Here is a 16,998-nt window from a genome sequence, read left to right as displayed (position 1 = left end):
CGGCCGCAGGCCGCCTCCCGCGGCAGCCGGCCCGGTCCTGCGCGGCGGCGCGCGCGGGGCGCACCACCCCGGGAGGCGATTCCGCCGATGACCGGCGGGCGCCGGACACGGAGTCGTACCGTGGAGTCACATGCCGCAGAGCCTTGCGGTAGGGAAGGAGCCTTCCAGCCATGGACCTTGGTGTACCGCCGCAGAGGGCACCGCAGCCCCGGGACGCCGCAACGGGACGTGTGCCGCTCGCCGTGGTCGTCGTCGACACGGCCGGACTCGTGTCGCACTGGTCGAGTGGGGCCGGACGGCTCTTCGGTGTCGCCAGGGAGGAAGCCATCGGCTGCCCGGCCGGTGAACTCCTTCCAGTTTCCGGTGCGTTGAGGGGTGACGGGGAGCCGTGGCGCGACGGTGCGTACACCGGACCCGGCGACGGCGGCGGTGCGTACCCCGGGCCGGGTCATGGCGACGGTGCGTACGCCGGCCCCGGCCACGGGCTCGGCGGCTCGCTCAGCGGGAGCACCGCCTATCCGGCGGCGGGACGCGCCCGGGTCGACGAGTCGCAGCGCGGACGGATCGACGTGTTGTGGTGGGCCTACCCGCTGGTCGGGCCCGGCACCGAACGGCTCCTCGTCCTCGCCGCGGACGGCGGGCAGTTGGGCGACGGCGGCGGCCGGGACAGCGAGACGATCGCGCCCGGCTTCGCCCTCCACACCGACTTCCCCGGCTCCCGGGAACTGGCCGGCCGGCTCCCCGAGATCCTGCCGAACATGAGCGTCCATCAGGCCACCCGGATCGTCTCGCAGGTTCTCGAACTCGGTTACCCGATTCTGGAGTTCAGTCAGCGTGAGCGGGTCCCGGTCACCCCCGACTGGGGTGTGCCCCGCCGCGCCCCGAGCCGCCCGGCCGAGGATCCGGAGGCCGCCCACGACGGGTCGCCCGCGCCCCGGTCCGTGCCCCGCCCCGAACTCGACCTCGAATACGGTGCGGTCCGCGAACGGCTGGAGTTCCTCAACGAGGTCAGCGGCCGCATCGGCACCTCCCTCGATCTCGAACGCACCATCCGTGAGGTCACCAGCGCCGCCGTCCCCCGCTTCACCGACTTCGCCGGCACGCATCTGCGCGCCGCGGTCCTCGCCGGTGAGGGCTTTCCGGACGGGCCGCCCGACGTCACCACCGTCTGGCACCGGGTCTGGGTCGAGCACAACGACGAACCCGGCCGCTGGGACGACACCGTCCCGGTCGGCGAATCCATCGCCTTCCCCGAGCACACGCCGTTCTTCCAGTGCATGGTCACCGGCGAGCCCGTCCTCATTCCGTACGTCAGCGAGGAGCTGAGCAACCGGATCTCCGGCGAGTTCGAGAAGCGCGATCTGCGCCCGCTGATCACCCACCGGTCCCTGCTGATCGTGCCGCTCAAGGCCCGCGACGTGGTGCTCGGCTTCATGGTCCTGATGCGCCGCCCCGGCCGCGAGCCCTTCGACGACATGGACCGCACCACGGGCGCCGAACTCGCCGCCCGGGCCGGGCTCGTGCTCGACAACGCCCGCATGTACACGCACCAGGAGAATGTCGCCGACACCCTCCAGGACAGCATGCTGCCCCAGGTCGAACCGCGCATGGCGGGCTGCGACATCGCCACCCGCTATCTGCCCGGTGCCCGGCTCGGCCGGATCGGCGGCGACTGGTTCGACTCGGTGAAACTGCCCGGATCCCGCACCGCGCTCGTCGTCGGCGACGTCATGGGACACGGCCTGAACTCGGCCGCGATGATGGGCCAGTTGCGCACCGCGGTACTGACCATGGCCACCATGGAGATGCCGCCCGCCCAGCTCCTGCGCAACCTCGACGACCTGGCCCAGCGGCTCGGCGAGCGGTATCTGGCGACCTGCCTCTACACGGTCTACGACCCGATCCGCTCCGAGCTCCAGATCGCCAACGCCGGGCACATCCCACCCGTGCTGGTCCGAGCCGAGGACGGCCGGGCCGAACTCCTCGACCTGCCCACGGGTGCGCCCATCGGTGTCGGAGGTGTCGCCTTCGAGACCGCGACCGTGCGGGTGCGACCCGGCGACCGGCTGGTGCTCTGCACCGACGGCCTGGTCGAGGTGCGCGGTCAGGACATCGGCGCCGGTCTCGCCGCACTCTGCGCCTCCGCCGCGCACCCCGCCGCGTCCATGGACGACGCCTGCGACGCGATCATCCGCGCCCTGAACCCGAAGGACGGCCGCAAGGACGACGTGGCCCTGCTGATGGCCCGGCTGAACGGCATTGCGGACGGGGACGTCGCCGAATGGCAACTCGCCCTGGACCCGCGCGAAGTGGCCCGCGCCCGGCGGCTGGTCCGCGGCCGGCTGCTCGACTGGGAGCTGCCGGACGCGGTCGAGTCCGCCGAACTGATGGTCAGCGAACTCGTCACCAACGCCGTGAAACACGGGCGCACCCACCACATCGGGCTGCGCCTCGTCCGGACCGGTGCCCTGCTCTGTGAGGTCAGCGACGACGAACCGGCCCCCGCCGCGCTCCTCAACGCCTCCGCCCACGACGAGTCCGGCCGCGGACTGCTGGTGGTGAGCAGTCTCGCCCGCGAGTGGGGGACGAGCACCACGGCACGCGGCAAGACCGTCTGGTTCGAACAGGCGCTCAGCCGCTTCCCGCACGCCCGGTCGAACACCAGGTGAAAGACGTCGCCCAGACCGGCGGACGAGGTACACACCCTTGCCCCTGCACCCGTGGGGACGGTAGTCCGTACCTGAGCAAACAGCCGTGCAGGCAACGGACTCGGGAGTGCGTATGGACGTGTCACAGAGCTACCGCGAGGCGTGGGAGGGGTTCTGGTCGGCCACCTCCGACACACCCGGCGAGGCGATCTGGGACTCGGAACCCGAGCTGACCTCCGTACGCGACAGCGAGCTGCTGCTCCCGTACGCCGACGCCTCCCTGCCCGTCGTCGACCTCGGCTGCGGCAATGGCACCCAGACCCGCTACCTCGCCACCTGCTTCGCGCGCGCGATCGGCGTGGACCTCTCGCACGCGGCCATCGAGCACGCACGACGCGCGGACCGTGCGGGCGTCGCCGAGTTCGCCCAGCTCAACCTGGTCGACGGTGATGCGGTGCAGGCCCTGCACGAGCGGATCGGCGACACCAACGTCTATATGCGGGCGGTGATCCACCAGAGCGAGCCGGCCGCCCGGCCCGCCGTCGCCGCGGCCGTGGCGACGCTGATCGGGAAACGGGGCCGGGCGTTCGTCACCGAGCTGACCCCCGCCTCCAAGACCGTGCTCCAGCAGGCCGCCCAGGCACCGGGCGGACCGCCCGCGAAACTGCGGCGCGTATTCGAGCACGGGCTCAAGCCGGCGAGTGCCACCGAGGAGGAGGTTCCGGAGCTGCTGCTGGCGGCGGGGCTCACCACGCTCGCCACCGGCGACAGGGCACTCGCCCAGACCGAGTACCTCCCCGACGGCACCCGCATCGACCTGCCCGCCCGCTGGTTCGTCCTCGCAGCCGACTGATCCGGGGGTCACGGCAGCAGTCGTGGCCGCCTCTTCGCCGCGATGTCCTCGATCCAGCCGAAGAGGGCCACGGCCGCCGCGATCAGCACCCAGGCGACCGCGAACTGCCACCACGCGCTGTCCAGCGGCAGATCCCGTTCGAACGCGGGTACGTTCCACATCAGATCGATCAGCGGAACGCTCGCCATCAGCGCGACCTCGTGCCACAGATAGATCGTCACGGCACGGGCGTTGAAGACCTTCACGATCCGGTCGGCCACGCGACAACGCGCGAGCCCGGCGAAGTCGGGCCGGAAGCGGAGCAGCAGCAGGACGAATCCCGCGGACCACAGGGCCTGGGCGAGCGGGATGTCGTCGAGATCGTAGGAACCGTCGACCCGGTGGCGGAAGGCCCACCAGGCGCCCGCCGCCAGAAGGGCCGGTGCCACCGTGACGACGCGTGCGGGGCGCATCCGGTCGAGGACGCCGTCGCGGTGGGCGAAGCCGAGCAGCCAGCAGAACAGGAAGACCGACAGGTCGCTGAGGGTACTGCCGAGGCGCCCGTCCGGCACACCCCCCACGGTCTCCAGGACGACGACGGGCACCAGGGACAGCGCGAGCACGGGCAGCCGAGCCCGGCGGAAGGCGCGCAGCAGCACCGGCGACAGCAGCACGAACCACAGATACGTCCGCAGGTACCAGAGCACCGACCAGGCCTGCTCGCCCCACGCACTGCCGGGGGGATCGCCCACCGGCAGCACCCAGTACAGGACGTCGGGTCCCGGCAGCCAGCCGTGCAGCAGCATCGCCGTACCGAGGACCAGCGCGAACGCCCAGAGCGGGATCAGCAGTCTCCGCAGCCGGCTGCGGACGACACGCAGTGCGGGCCGCTCCAGCGACCGCGCCATGAGCGATCCGGCGAGTGCGAACATCACGCCCATGGACGGGAAGACCACTCCCAGCCAGGGCCACTCGAAGGTGTGGTAGGTGATGACGCGGACCAGTGCGAACGCCCGCAGCGCGTCGAACCAGCGGTCGCGGCCGTCCCTCGGGACGGCTGCGGCCACGGGCGTGACGGCGGCCTTCTCCGTACGGACGGCGGTCTGCGGTCCACCCCTGCGGTGTGCGCCCCCCATCAGCGCGCCCCCGTGCCGGGGGCCGGTGTCCCGACCTCGCCGGTGCGCTTCAGCTTCTGCCAGCGCAGCCGGCCGCCGGTCGCGGCAGTGACGCACGAGTGGATCAGCACCAGATACATCAGCTGCCGGTACGCGATCTGCTGCAGCGGCAGCATGAGCAGATACCGGTACCGTTCCCGGTCGAGCCGGAACGCGTAGGCGGCACAGACCAGTTGGACGAGAAGCACCGCCAGCCAGGCGAGCAGCGACGCCCGGAAGTCCACAAAGATCAACGCGTAGACCGTGAACACGTCGATGAGTGGCGCGAAGACGGGTGTGACGATCTGGAACAGGACCACCAGCGGCATGCCGACCCGGCCGAAGCGGCCGGACGGCCCCCGGTCGATGACCGATCTGCGGTGCTTCCAGAGCGCCTGCATCGTGCCGTAGCTCCAGCGGTAGCGCTGCCGCCACAGTTGCCCCAGTGAGGCCGGCGCCTCGGTCCAGGCACGCGCGTGCTCGGCGTAGACGACCCGCCATCCGGCGCGGTGCAGTGCGATCGTGATGTCGGTGTCCTCGGCGAGCGTGTCCTCGCTCATTCCCCCGACTCCGAGCACCGCCTCGCGGCGGAACGCCCCGATCGCACCCGGGATGGTGGGCATGCAGCGCAGCAGGTCGTACATCCGGCGGTCGAGGTTGAAGCCCATCACGTACTCGATGTGCTGCCAGGCGCCGATCACGGTGGTGCGGTTGCCGACCTTGGCATTCCCGGCGACCGCGCCGACCTCCGGGTCGCCGAACGGCTGCACGAGCCTTTGCACGGTGTCGGGTTCGAAGACGGTGTCGCCGTCCATCATCACCACGATGTCGTGACGCGCATGCCGCACACCGTTGTTGAGCGCGGCGGGCTTGCCCGCGTTCGCCTGGCGGATCACCCGCACGTTCGGCAGTCCCAGGGACTCGGCGATCTCGGCGGTGCCGTCGGTCGAACCGTCGTCGACGACCACGATCTCGATGGGATGGGTGCTGGCGGCCAGCGAGTTGAGGGTGTTGGCGATGCACTCCTTCTCGTTGTATGCGGGGACGATCACGCTGACCGGCTCGGTGATCTCGGGGCCCCAGACGAATCTCCGTCCGTTGCGTAGCCGGTGGTGGCGCCGGGCGAGGACGAGCATCATCGCGAACCTGCCCAGTACGGCGACGCCCACGACCGCCAGCACGGCGGCCAGACCGGGCACGGTCCACTCCGCGACGGCCACCGCACCGAGGAGGGCGCGGCCCTCCCAGAGCGTGGCGGTGTCGGCCGTGCGGTGCGCGGCCTGCTCGGGGTTCCTCTGCCGGGCGTTGCCCAGGGCTCCGGGGGCGCCCTGGGGTGCCTGTGCCTGCTGCTGTGCCTGCTGCCCCTGTGCCTGTTGCTGAGCGCCGCTGACCGTGGTGAAGGTGTAGCCCTTCGACTTCATCGTCTTGATGTACCGGGGCAGCGCTTCGAGCGTCTGGGTGCGGTTGCCGCCCGCGTCGTGGAAGAGCACCGAGGCACCCTTCCCGGCCTTCGGCGTGGCCCACTTGACGATCTTGGACACGCCCGGCTGCTGCCAGTCCTCGCTGTCCGTGTCGATGAAGACGCTGGTGTAGCCCATCGCGCCGAGCTTCTTGTAGACGGGCCAGCTGTAGTTGTCGATCGCGTCGTTCGTCGACGAGTACGGGGCGCGGAACAGGGTCGTCGTGATGCCCGCGGCGCCGGCCAGGGCGAGCTGGGTCTGTGCGATCTCCCGTGTGACGCGGGCCGCGCTCCGGTACGAGAGATCGACATGGGTGAAGGTGTGGACGCCCACCTCGTTGCCGTCGTCGACCATCCGGCGCACCACGTCCGGATAGCGCGAGATCATCGAGCCGACCAGGAAGAACGTGCCGGGCACGTCGTTGTCGTCCAGGATGTCGAGCACCTGCTCCGTCCACTCGGGGTCCGGGCCGTCGTCGAAGGTGAGCACGATCGTCTTGTCCGGCACGGACCGGGTCCGCGCCGTGCCGCCCTCGAAGCTGAGGAACGGGCCGCCGTCGAGGACGCTGTCCGGCACCTTGCTCGCGCTCGCCTCGGAGCGGACACGCTGGTCGTTTCCGACCTCGGCCCGCAGATAGCCGTCGAGCAGCATCGTGGAGACGAGACCGAGCAGGAGCAGCAGGGCGATGATCGCCCGCGGTCCGGGAACGGCCTGGCGGCGGACCCGTCCGATCCGGCTCGGTGTGGCGTGGCGTCCCTGGGGTCGCAGCTGATTCCGGTTCATCGAGGATCAGCCGGTCGCCGCGGTCGCGGACAGGGACACGGATACGGACGCCGAGGGAGACGGGCCCGCCCCGTCGGCGGGAGGGCCGCTCGGGGATGCGCCGGTCACTCCCGGCGGCGTGATCCCCTGCGGGCCACCCTGGGCGGAAGGGGCGCCGTCGAAGGGAAGCAGATCCGAGGGCGACATGGAGATGCCGCCCATGAAGGCGAGCCCCAGCACAGCCGCGTAACCGACGCAGGCGATGCCCAGAGCGACGCCCGCGCGGCGGAGCAGCCGGGCCCGGCGTCCGGAACTGTCCACGAAGACGGGACCTTCCTGCGCTTCGGCGCCGGTCCGGGGCCTGCGTCCACCGGCGTGTCTGCGCCGGCCGTGTCCGGTCGGATTCTTCTCGATGGCGGTGTCGGAATGCATGTGCGCATGCTGACGAACTGCTTTGTGCGAAGTCTGAGCCGTTCCTGGCCGAACGCTGTGAGAACGGGGGAAGCCTGTGGGCGGACTGAGAACATGACGGCTCTCCACGTGGCTTCCGACCTGCATGACGCATCGTCATATGGACTTTGCCGGTGGCCGAATGGGCAATTCCATGAAGTGTCTCGGCGGACTCGGGAGAAAATTCTCCGGATTCGGACACATGGTGATGTGTGAGAGGTTTTCGGTGTTCAGCTTTCTTCGCTGTTGCTGTTCCGGAACAATTCTCACGAGAGCAGGTGCACACTTCATGCGTATGTCACCGGGGCGCTCTCCGGGGGGCCGCGCGAGGCGGGTGACCGCCGCCGTCGCCGGACTCGTCGCACTCGGGCTCGCCTGCTCGGCGTGCACGACGGGCGCTGCGGCGGAGCAGGGCGGAGACTCCCGCTCCCGCTCCGGCGGCCCCACGGCCTCCGTCGCCACGACCGCCTACACCCCGTACGTCAGCGCCACGACCGCGGCCGGTACCGACTCCGCCGGTTCGCCCGACACGTACAACCTCGCCTTCGTCGTCGCCGACGACGCCTGCACCCCGCTCTGGGGCGGCACCGCCGAGCCCACCAGTACCGCGGTGACCTCACGCGTCGCCGCACTCACCGCGACCGGCGCGGACATCCGGGTCTCGTTCGGCGGGGCCGCGGGAACCGAGCTGGCACTCGCCTGCGACAGCGCCGAGGAACTGGCCGACGCCTACGCCGGGGTGCTCGACGCCGTGGGCGCCACCAAGGCCGACTTCGACATCGAGGGCGACGCACTCACCGACCGGGCGTCCATCACGCTCCGCGACAAGGCGCTCCGCCTGCTCCAGAAGAAGCGGCACCTCGACGTCACGTACACCCTGCCCGTGATGCCGGACGGCCTGGAGTCCACCGGTACGGACCTCCTCGACGACGCCGCCGAGCAGAAGGTCGACCTCTCCGCGGTGAACATCATGGCCATGAACTACAGCACGTCCCACGACGGCGACATGAGCGACTATGCGCAGCAGGCCGCCGAGGCCACCCACGACCAGCTCACCGACGTACTCGGCCTGTCGGACACCGCGGCCTGGAAGGCGCTGCACATCACGGTGATGCTCGGTGTCAACGACATGGCCGGGGAGACGTTCACCCTCGCCGACGCGGCCTCGCTGCGCGCCTTCGCCCGACGGACAGGCGTCGGCGCGCTCTCCATGTGGGCCACCTTCCGCGACCGGGAGTGCGCCGCCGGCGAGGACACCTCGACGGCGAGCGACACATGCAGCGGAGTCGAGCAGAAGCCGGGAGCCTTCGCGACGGCGCTGGGCGGGTGACCCGTCGCGGTCAGCGCACGGCGCCGTCGTGCACGTCGCTGCGCACCAGGGCCATCAGCGACCGCGCGCCGGGGCTCATCGCCCCGGCGGCCGGAAGGACCACGACACTCTCGTAGAACGGCTGGGCCGCCCCGTCCAGCTCCACGGCGACCAGCCCCCGGGCCTCCGGCTTCCGGGAGAAGTGGTGCGGCACCACCGCGATCCCCAGCCCCTCGTGCACCAGTTCCAGCAAGGTGTGCACGTCGTTCACCTCGAGGCCCACCGTGCGGCGCACCCGCGCGGCGGCGAACGCCTCGTCGGCGGCGCGCCGCGGACCCCAGTCCGGATGGAAGTCGATGAACGACTCGCCGGGAAGCTCGTCCCACGCGACACGGACCGACGGTGCGAACCGGTGACCGGGGGCGCAGAGCAGCACCATCCGCTCCCGCGCCAGCGGCACGAGGCCGCCACGCCACTCCCCGGCGCTGACCGTCGAGGCGAACGCGACGTCGAGCCGGCCGCCCGCCACCCCGTCCACCAGGCTCGATGTGCCCTCCTGACGGAGCCGGATCTCCATCTGCGGATGCTTGTGGTGAAACGCCGCGAGCAGCCGCGGAACCTGTACCCCGGCCACACACTGCTCGACGCCCACCGTCAGTGTGCCGCGCAGCAGTCCCCGTACCGCGTCGACGGCGTCCTTCGCCGCCCGTGCTCCCGCCAGCGTGCGCTCCGCCTCCACCAGCAGTGCGCGGCCCGCCTCGGTCAGCCGCACGGTGCGGGTGGTCCGGCTGAACAGCGGGGTCTTCAACTCCTGCTCCAAGGAGCGGATGGAGGCCGACAGCCCGGACTGGGACACGGCGACGCGCTCGGCGGCGCGCGTGAAGTGCTGTTCCTCGGCGACGGCGATGAAATGTTCCAGCTGGCGCAGCTCCATGATTGAGAAACATAGACGATAAATCCAACCTGAATCTTCTGTTGGACTGCTGGATCGTTGTCGGGAAGGCTGGAGCCCCGCGCATCGCCGCACCCCCTTCCTCCCCGTGGAGACCCGCATGTACCTCCCGTCGCCCGACCGCTACCAGGCCATGCCGTACCGCCGCACCGGACGCAGCGGCCTGCTGCTCCCCGCGCTCTCGCTCGGCCTCTGGCACAACTTCGGCAGCGACCGGACCCCGGAGACCCAGGGGCAGATCCTCCGCAGGGCGTTCGACCTCGGTATCACCCACTTCGATCTCGCCAACAACTACGGCCCGCCGCCCGGCGCCGCCGAGAGCGCGATGGGACGCGCCCTGAGCACGGACTTCGCCCGGCTCCGGGACGAGATCGTCATTTCCACCAAGGCGGGCTACCTCATGTGGGACGGGCCGTACGGCGAGTGGGGGTCCCGCAAGTCGGTGCTCGCCTCCCTCGACCGCAGCCTCACCCGGCTCGGCCTCGACTACGTCGACATCTTCTACTCCCACCGGCCCGACCCCGACACCCCTCTCGAGGAGACGATGGGGGCGCTGGACTCGGCGGTCCGGCAGGGCAAGGCGCTCTACGTCGGCCTCTCCAACTACTCGCCGGAGCAGACCCGGGAGGCGGCCCGGATCCTCAAGGACCTCGGCACCCCGCTGCTCATCCACCAGCCGCGCTACTCGATGCTGGACCGCCGGCCCGAGGACGGACTGCTCACCGCGCTGGACGAACTGGGCGTCGGTTCCATCGCCTACTCGCCCCTGGAACAGGGCATCCTCTCCGACCGATATCTGCAGGGGATCCCGGAGGGGTCGCGCGCGGCGGGCAGCAGCCCCTTCCTGACACCCGAGGCGGTCACCCCCGAACTGATCAGCCGCCTGCGTGCGCTCGACGCGATCGCCTCGGAGCGCGGGCAGTCCCTGGCGCAGCTGGCGCTGGCCTGGGTGCTGCGAGGTGGACGGGTCACGTCCGCCGTGGTCGGGGCGAGCAGTGTCGCCCAGCTGGAGAACAGCGTCGACGCGGTACGGAACCTGGAGTTCAGCGACGTGGAACTGGCCCGGATCGAGGACCTTCTGAAGACCGCCTGAAGCCCCTCGCGTCGGGAACGGCTGCGTCGTCGTGGGGCGCAGCCGGCCGGGCGGCCCGCAGGGATGCCCCGATCTCCCCGTCGGCATGCGATCGGGTGCCGTCTTCACCCGGACGGTGGGCCGACGTCACTCCGCTGCTTTCCGGACCGCGCCACACCGGCCGGCCCCGGAAACGCTGGGTGCGTCGTCCCTCCTTCCGAAGAGAGATCCGCATGACAGTGTCACCCGTCCTCGCCCCCCGGAACCGGTGGATACGTTCGATGTTCTCGCTGTGTTCGCGCCGCGGGCGGGCAATCGCCGTGCTCACCACGACGGTCCTCGCCGCAGCAGCCGGAACGGCCGCAGCCGACGTCGGTACCAAGCCGACCGTGGTGCTGGTGCAGGGCGCGTGCGCCGACGCCTCCGGCTGGGACGGTGTCACCGAATGCCTGCAGCACGACGGATACGGCGCTCTCGCGCCGGCCGATCCGCTCCGCGGACTGGCGCGGGACTCCCTGTACATAGCCGACTTCCTCAAGAGCATCCAGGGGCCGATCGTGCTGGTCGGCCACTCCTACGCCGGTGCCGCGATCAGAACCGCCGCCGCCGGGAACCCCCAGGTGAAGTCGCTGGTGTACGTCTCCCCGCTCACTCCGGACAAGGGCCCGGCCCCCGACGTCCTGCGTGGCGGGCTTTTGGGCGGCGGACCCGGCTCGGCCCTGCGGGCCGGACCGCTCCGGAACAACGGTGGCACGGGGGTGTCCGACCTCTACGTGCAGACCGCCAGGCCCCACGAGACCTTGGCCTCGAACCTCCCCGGGGTCTCCGCCGTCACGACCGCCGGCTCCCGCCTCGCCCCGGTGCCGAACGCGGTGGCCATCACCGCACTCATCCGCCAGGCCGCCGCCGACGCGCCACCCGCACAGCCGGCGATGGCCGCGACGGGCAGTGTCGGCACCCTGGCCCTCGTGGGACTCGGTGGTCTCGCGGGCGTGACCGTGCTGACGGGCTGCGGACTGATCGGGGCCGCCCGCAAGCGGCGCGAACCCACACGCTGACCGGACCCCGGCCCCGGCCGAGTTCTGCACGGCCCGCGGGCAGGGACCATGAGCAGCCCGGCAAAGGACTGGACCTCTGGAGCCGAAAACGCCGCTGGCCTGGGGCTCTGTCGCCGCGTACGGTGTGGCGGCAGGAAGATTGCACAGAATTCTGACCTGTGGGAGGACTGGTACATCGTGAAGATCCTCATCAGCGCGGACATGGAGGGGGCCACGGGGGTGACCTGGCCTGCCGACGTGCTGCCCGGCACCCCGCAGTGGGAGCGCTGCCGCTCGATGTTCACCTCCGATGTGAACGCGGCGGCTCTCGGCTTCTACGACGGGGGCGCCGACGAGGTGCTCGTCAACGAGGCCCACTGGTCCATGCGCAACCTGCTGCTGGAGCAGCTCGACGACCGGATCCAGATGCTCACCGGCAGGCACAAGTCCCTCAGCATGGTGGAGGGCATCCAGCACGGTGACGTCGACGCGGTCGCGTTCATCGGCTACCACACCGGTGCCGGTACGGAGGGCGTGCTCGCCCACACCTACCTCGCCAACTCGATCACCGGTGTCTGGCTGAACGGTGTCCGCGCCAGCGAGGGGCTGCTCAACGCCCATGTCGCCGCCGAGTACGGTGTGCCCGTCGTCCTCGTCACCGGCGACGACCTGACCTGCGTGGACGCGGACGGATACGCCCCCGAGGCCCGCAAGGTCGCGGTGAAGGACTACGTGTCGCGGTACGCGGCGGTGTGCCGCACCCCGACCCGTACCGCCGCGGACATCCGTGCGGCGGCCAAGGAGGCGACCGCGCTCGCGGTGCGTCGCGAACCGGCGCGGGGCGGTTCGTTCACCGTGGAGCTGGAGTTCGACGCCGAGCATCTGGCGGCGGCCGCGACCGTCGTTCCCGGCGTGGCGCCCAGCGGCGAACGACGTGTCGCCTACACCAGCACGACGATGTACGAAGGCATTCGCACGTTCAAGGCCGTGACGACGATCGTGTCGTCGGCCGTGGAGGAGCAGTATGGCTGAGGCCACCACCCCCCAGGACTCCGTCGACGATCTGGCGCTCGACGAATCGGTGACGTTCACCTCCGAACTGATCCGGATCGACACGACGAACCGTGGCGACGGCGAATGCAGGGAGCGCCCGGCCGCCGAGTACGTCGCCGAACGGCTCGCCGCCGCCGGACTGACGCCCACGCTGCTGGAACGCACGCCGGGCCGCACGAACGTGGTCGCCAGGATCGAGGGCACGGACCCGTCCGCCGACGCGCTTCTCGTTCACGGACATCTGGACGTCGTGCCCGCCGAGGCCGACGACTGGACCGTGCACCCGTTCTCCGGAGAGGTCCGCGACGGGGTCGTCTGGGGCCGTGGCGCCGTCGACATGAAGAACATGGACGCGATGATCCTCGCCGTCGTCCGGTCCTGGGCGCGGGCCGGCATCCGCCCCCGCCGCGACATCGTCATCGCGTACACCGCCGACGAGGAGGCCAGCGCGGCCGACGGCTCCGGTTTTCTCGCCGACCAGCACGCCGATCTCTTCGAAGGGTGCACCGAGGGCATCAGCGAGTCCGGTGCCTTCACCTTCCACGCCGGACCGGGGATGCAGCTCTACCCGATCGCCGCGGGCGAACGCGGTACCGGATGGCTGAAGCTCACCGCGCACGGCAAGGCGGGCCACGGCTCCAAGGTCAACAAGGCGAACGCGGTCACCGCGCTCTCCGCCGCCGTCGCCCGGATCGGCGCGCACGTATGGCCGGTGCGGCTCACCCCGACGGTGCGTGCCGCCCTCACCGAGATCGCCGCGCTGCACGGTATCCATGTCGACGTCGACGCCCCCGGTTTCGACGTCGACGAACTCCTCGGCAAGCTCGGTCCGGCCGCCGCACTGGTCGAAGCGACCGTCAGGAACAGCGCCAACCCGACGATGCTGGACGCCGGTTACAAGGTCAACGTGATCCCGGGCCACGCCACGGCGTATGTCGACGGCCGGATGGTGCCCGGTGGCGAGGACGAGTTCCATGCCACCCTCGACCGGCTGACCGGACCCGATGTCGAGTGGGAGTTCCACCACCGCGAGGTCCCCCTGCAGGCCCCGGTCGACTCGCCGACGTACGCGAAACTGCGTGCCGCCGTCGAGCGCTTCGACCCGGACGGCCATGTCGTGCCGTACTGCATGTCGGGTGGCACGGACGCCAAGCAGTTCTCCCGGCTCGGCATCACGGGTTACGGCTTCTCGCCGCTGAAGCTCCCGGCCGGCTTCGACTACCAGGCGCTCTTCCACGGCGTGGACGAACGCGTCCCTGTCGAGGCGCTGCACTTCGGCGTCCGCGTACTCGACCACTATCTGCGTACGGCCTGACCCGCACGGGGGGAGATTGATCATGGTGTCCACAGGGGCCTACGGGACGTGGCCGTCGCCGATCGACGCACGGCTGGCCGCGTCGCACGACGGCCGCCCGGAGTTCGTCGGCACGGTCGGCGACGAGGTGTGGTGGACGGAGCCGCGCCCTGCCGAGGCGGGCCGCCGCGCCCTGGTCCGCCGCAGGGCGGACGGCAGCACGGACTCCGTGCTGCCCGCGCCGTGGAACGTCCGCAGCCGCGTCATCGAGTACGGCGGACGACCCTGGGCCGGGGCCGTCCGCGCCGACGGCGGACCGATCGTCGTCTTCGTGGACTTCACCGACCAGCGGCTGTACGCGCATGCGCCGGACGGGCCCGGTGATCCCTGGCCGCTCACCCCGCTGTCGGACGTCGGCGACGGACTGCGCTGGGCCGATCCGCAGCTGCATCTCGACCGGGGCGAGCAGGGCGAGGTGTGGTGCGTCCTGGAGGAGTTCACCGGCGAGCGGCCCACCGATGTGCGCCGCGTCATCGCCGCCGTGCCGCTCGACGGATCGGCGGCCGACGACCGCGGCGCGGTGCGCGAACTCACCGGCGACGGGCACCGGTTCGTCACCGGACCGAAGGTCTCGCCCGACGGGAACCGGGTGGCGTGGATCGCCTGGGACCATCCGCGGATGCCGTGGGACGGCACCGAGGTGATGCTCGCCGACGTCGCCGACGACGGCACGTTCCACAGCGCCCGGAGCTTCGGCGGCGGACCCGAGGAATCGGTGCCGCAGATCGAATGGGCCGCCGACGGGCAGCTGCTGTTCGCGAGCGACCGCAGCGGCTGGTGGAACCTGTACCGTGCCGATCCGCACCGGGGCACGGTGGCGCTCTGCACACGGGAGCAGGAGTTCGCCGGGCCGCTCTGGAAGATCGGGCTCGGCTGGTTCCGGCCCCTGGAGAACGGACTGATCGCCACCATCCACGGCAAGGGCACCACCACCCTCGGCATCCTCGATCCGGAGACCGGCGAACTCGCCGACATCGCCGGGCCCTGGACCGAATGGGCCGAGACGCTCGCCGTGCACGGCAGCCGGGTCATCGGTGTCGCCGCGAGCCCGCGGAGCGCGTACGAGATCGTGGAGCTGGACACCACGACCGGCCGCAGCCGGATCATCGGCGCCCGGCACCGGGACGAAGTCGATCCCGCGTACTACCCCGAACCTCACGAGCGCACCTTCACCGGGCCCGACAGCCGCGACATCCACACCCACATCTACCCGCCGCGCAACCCCGAACGGGTCGGTCCGGAAGGCGAGTTGCCGCCTTACGTGGTGTGGGCGCACGGCGGTCCCACCGGCCATGCGGCGCTCGTGCTCGACCTGGAGATCGCCTACTTCACCTCACGCGGCATCGGCGTTGCCGAGGTCAACTACGGCGGCTCCACCGGCTACGGCAGGACGTACCGCAACCGGCTGCGCCAACAGTGGGGCGTCGTCGACGTGGAGGACTGCGCCGCCGTGGCCCAGGCGCTGGCGGCCGAGGGCGCGGCCGACCCGAACCGGCTCGCCATCCGCGGCGGCAGCGCCGGTGGCTGGACCACCGCCGCCTCGCTGACCGGCACCGATGTCTACGCATGCGGCGCCATCAGCTACCCCATCCTCGACCTGACCGGCTGGGGCACCGACGAGACCCATGACTTCGAGTCGCAGTACCTGGAGTCCCTGGTCGGCCCGCTCGCCGAGGTCCCGGACCGCTACCGCGAACGGTCGCCGATCAACCGGACGGATTGGCTGACCACCCCGTTCCTGCTGCTCCAGGGGCTCGACGACGTGATCTGCCCGCCGGCTCAGTGCGAGCGGTTCCTCGCTGCGATCGAAGGCCGAGGCATCCCGCATGCGTATCTCGCGTTCGAGGGGGAGAGCCATGGATTCCGGCGAGCCGACACCATGATCGCCGCGCTGGAGGCCGAACTCTCCCTCTACGCCCAGACGTTCGGCATCGACCGCCCCGACGTACCGCAACTGGAGCTGAAGAAGTGACTCCGACTCCTCTGACCCGTGCCGCCCGTCTGCGACCGGGGGCCAGGGTCGCCGTCGTGGCGCCCAGCGGGCCGGTGCCCGCCGACCGGCTGGAAGCGGGCCTCGATGTCCTGCTGGGCTGGGGCCTCGAGCCCGTCGAGATGCCCCACGTTCGTGCTGTGCACCCGGAGTTGGACTATCTCGCCGGTACGGACGAGGCGCGCGCCCGGGACCTCCAGGAGGCCTGGTGCGATCCGTCGGTCGACGCGGTGCTGTGCGCGCGCGGGGGGTACGGGGCGCACCGGATGGTCGACCTGGTCGACTGGGCGGCGATGCGCGCGGCCGGGCCGAAGGTGTTCGTCGGCTACAGCGACATCACCGTGCTGCATGAGGCGTTCGCCCGGCGTATGGCGCTCTCGACGCTGCACGGCCCGATGGTCGCCACGGGAACCTTCCTCAAGGACCCGGACACCCAGGAGTCGCTGCGGGCCACCCTGTTCGAGCCGGAGTCGGTACGGACCCTGGGGCTTCGCACGGCCGGGGTACTGGTGCCCGGCCGGGCCCGCGGCATCACGTACGGCGGGTGTGTGAGCCTGCTCGCCGCCGGCATCGGTGCCCCGCACGCGTGGACGTCGGCCCGGGGCGGGCTGCTGATGATCGAGGACACGACGGAGGAGCCGTACCATCTCGACCGCATCTTCACCCAGCTGCTGCGGGCCGGGGCGTTCGCCGGGATATCCGGAGTGGCCTGTGGCTCCTGGGCGGACTGCGGGCCGTACGAGGAGGTGCGGACGGTGCTGGCCGACCGGCTCGGCGGGCTGGGTGTGCCCGTCGTCGAGGAGCTGGGCTTCGGGCACGGTCCGACGGCGCTCACGATTCCGTTCGGTGTCCCCGCCGTACTGGACGCCCCGGAGGACGGAAGCCCGGGCACGCTGACCGTCGAGGTGCCCGCGCTGATCTGAAC

13 protein-coding genes are annotated in these 16,998 nt (G+C 71.1%); 9 read left to right on the top strand and 4 right to left on the bottom strand.

What is annotated here, in order from left to right:
• Positions 1 to 170 precede the first annotated feature (170 nt).
• Positions 171 to 2,669 carry an ATP-binding SpoIIE family protein phosphatase gene (locus OG878_RS07655; protein ID WP_328886076.1) on the top strand — a complete coding sequence of 833 codons (2,499 nt, stop codon included), beginning with the start codon at positions 171 to 173 and terminating at the stop codon, positions 2,667 to 2,669.
• Positions 2,670 to 2,781: 112 nt separating this feature from the next.
• Positions 2,782 to 3,501 (top strand): class I SAM-dependent methyltransferase, encoded by a 720-nt coding sequence (locus OG878_RS07650; protein WP_328886075.1) that lies wholly within the window; start codon positions 2,782 to 2,784, stop codon positions 3,499 to 3,501.
• Between the two features lie 8 nt (positions 3,502 to 3,509).
• Here the strand turns inward: OG878_RS07650 and OG878_RS07645 are convergent, their stop codons facing one another.
• The 3 genes from OG878_RS07645 to OG878_RS07635 are packed head-to-tail and all read right to left on the bottom strand — an operon-like array spanning position 3,510 to position 7,288.
• Positions 3,510 to 4,616 carry an acyltransferase family protein gene (locus OG878_RS07645; RefSeq protein ID WP_328886074.1) on the bottom strand — a complete coding sequence of 369 codons (1,107 nt, stop codon included), beginning with the start codon at positions 4,614 to 4,616 and terminating at the stop codon, positions 3,510 to 3,512.
• Entirely contained in the window at positions 4,616 to 6,877 is a 2,262-nt protein-coding gene (locus OG878_RS07640; protein WP_328886073.1) for a bifunctional polysaccharide deacetylase/glycosyltransferase family 2 protein, read from the bottom strand. The genes OG878_RS07645 and OG878_RS07640 overlap by 1 nt, the downstream gene beginning before the upstream one ends.
• Before the next feature lie 6 nt (positions 6,878 to 6,883).
• Positions 6,884 to 7,288 (bottom strand): hypothetical protein, encoded by a 405-nt coding sequence (locus tag OG878_RS07635; RefSeq protein WP_328886072.1) that lies wholly within the window; start codon positions 7,286 to 7,288, stop codon positions 6,884 to 6,886.
• Between the two features lie 307 nt (positions 7,289 to 7,595).
• Between OG878_RS07635 and OG878_RS07630 the strand changes: the two genes are divergently transcribed.
• On the top strand, positions 7,596 to 8,636 hold the full coding sequence (locus tag OG878_RS07630) for a chitinase (protein ID WP_328886071.1): 1,041 nt from the start codon (positions 7,596 to 7,598) through the stop codon (positions 8,634 to 8,636).
• A gap of 10 nt (positions 8,637 to 8,646) precedes the next feature.
• Here OG878_RS07630 and OG878_RS07625 read toward each other — a convergent pair whose 3' ends face one another.
• Positions 8,647 to 9,549: a LysR family transcriptional regulator gene (locus OG878_RS07625; RefSeq protein WP_328886070.1), complete on the bottom strand. Its 903-nt coding sequence runs from the start codon at positions 9,547 to 9,549 to the stop codon at positions 8,647 to 8,649.
• Positions 9,550 to 9,667: 118 nt separating this feature from the next.
• On the opposite strand from OG878_RS07625, the gene OG878_RS07620 reads away from it, so the two are divergent.
• From OG878_RS07620 to OG878_RS07595, 6 genes are all read left to right on the top strand, one after another.
• A complete protein-coding gene (locus tag OG878_RS07620) occupies positions 9,668 to 10,660 on the top strand; it encodes an aldo/keto reductase (protein WP_328886069.1) in 993 nt (330 codons plus the stop codon).
• Between the two features lie 212 nt (positions 10,661 to 10,872).
• Positions 10,873 to 11,697, top strand: a complete 825-nt coding sequence (locus OG878_RS07615; RefSeq protein ID WP_328886068.1) for an alpha/beta fold hydrolase — start codon at positions 10,873 to 10,875, stop codon at positions 11,695 to 11,697.
• Between the two features lie 177 nt (positions 11,698 to 11,874).
• The gene (locus OG878_RS07610) at positions 11,875 to 12,708 is read left to right on the top strand and encodes a M55 family metallopeptidase (protein WP_328886067.1); all 834 of its coding nucleotides are present in this window, start codon (positions 11,875 to 11,877) and stop codon (positions 12,706 to 12,708) included.
• Complete coding sequence (locus tag OG878_RS07605; RefSeq protein ID WP_328886066.1) at positions 12,701 to 14,044, top strand: M20/M25/M40 family metallo-hydrolase; 1,344 nt, start codon at positions 12,701 to 12,703, stop codon at positions 14,042 to 14,044. Before OG878_RS07610 ends, OG878_RS07605 begins: the two co-directional genes overlap by 8 nt.
• Positions 14,045 to 14,066: 22 nt before the next feature.
• Positions 14,067 to 16,055, top strand: a complete 1,989-nt coding sequence (locus tag OG878_RS07600) for a dipeptidyl-peptidase 5 (protein WP_328886065.1) — start codon at positions 14,067 to 14,069, stop codon at positions 16,053 to 16,055.
• Positions 16,052 to 16,996: a S66 peptidase family protein gene (locus OG878_RS07595; protein WP_328886064.1), complete on the top strand. Its 945-nt coding sequence runs from the start codon at positions 16,052 to 16,054 to the stop codon at positions 16,994 to 16,996. Before OG878_RS07600 ends, OG878_RS07595 begins: the two co-directional genes overlap by 4 nt.
• The last annotated feature ends 2 nt before the right edge of the window (positions 16,997 to 16,998 follow it).

Source organism: Streptomyces sp. NBC_00316 (assembly GCF_036158715.1).
In the GTDB taxonomy this organism is placed as follows: Bacteria; Actinomycetota; Actinomycetes; order Streptomycetales; family Streptomycetaceae; genus Streptomyces.
Note: the sequence above shows the minus strand (reverse complement) of the source record. Positions and strands in the feature narration are given on the sequence as shown.

What these genes read in the sequence shown, in the direction of transcription:
- OG878_RS07655 (WP_328886076.1), top strand. Translation starts at nt 171, where the DNA reads ATGGACCTTGGTGTACCGCCGCAGAGGGCACCGCAGCCCCGGGACGCC.
- OG878_RS07650 (WP_328886075.1), top strand. Translation starts at nt 2,782, where the DNA reads ATGGACGTGTCACAGAGCTACCGCGAGGCGTGGGAGGGGTTCTGGTCG.
- OG878_RS07645 (WP_328886074.1), bottom strand. Translation starts at nt 4,616, where the DNA reads ATGGGGGGCGCACACCGCAGGGGTGGACCGCAGACCGCCGTCCGTACG.
- OG878_RS07640 (WP_328886073.1), bottom strand. Translation starts at nt 6,877, where the DNA reads ATGAACCGGAATCAGCTGCGACCCCAGGGACGCCACGCCACACCGAGC.
- OG878_RS07635 (WP_328886072.1), bottom strand. Translation starts at nt 7,288, where the DNA reads ATGCATTCCGACACCGCCATCGAGAAGAATCCGACCGGACACGGCCGG.
- OG878_RS07630 (WP_328886071.1), top strand. Translation starts at nt 7,596, where the DNA reads ATGCGTATGTCACCGGGGCGCTCTCCGGGGGGCCGCGCGAGGCGGGTG.
- OG878_RS07625 (WP_328886070.1), bottom strand. Translation starts at nt 9,549, where the DNA reads ATGGAGCTGCGCCAGCTGGAACATTTCATCGCCGTCGCCGAGGAACAG.
- OG878_RS07620 (WP_328886069.1), top strand. Translation starts at nt 9,668, where the DNA reads ATGTACCTCCCGTCGCCCGACCGCTACCAGGCCATGCCGTACCGCCGC.
- OG878_RS07615 (WP_328886068.1), top strand. Translation starts at nt 10,873, where the DNA reads ATGACAGTGTCACCCGTCCTCGCCCCCCGGAACCGGTGGATACGTTCG.
- OG878_RS07605 (WP_328886066.1), top strand. Translation starts at nt 12,701, where the DNA reads ATGGCTGAGGCCACCACCCCCCAGGACTCCGTCGACGATCTGGCGCTC.
- OG878_RS07600 (WP_328886065.1), top strand. Translation starts at nt 14,067, where the DNA reads ATGGTGTCCACAGGGGCCTACGGGACGTGGCCGTCGCCGATCGACGCA.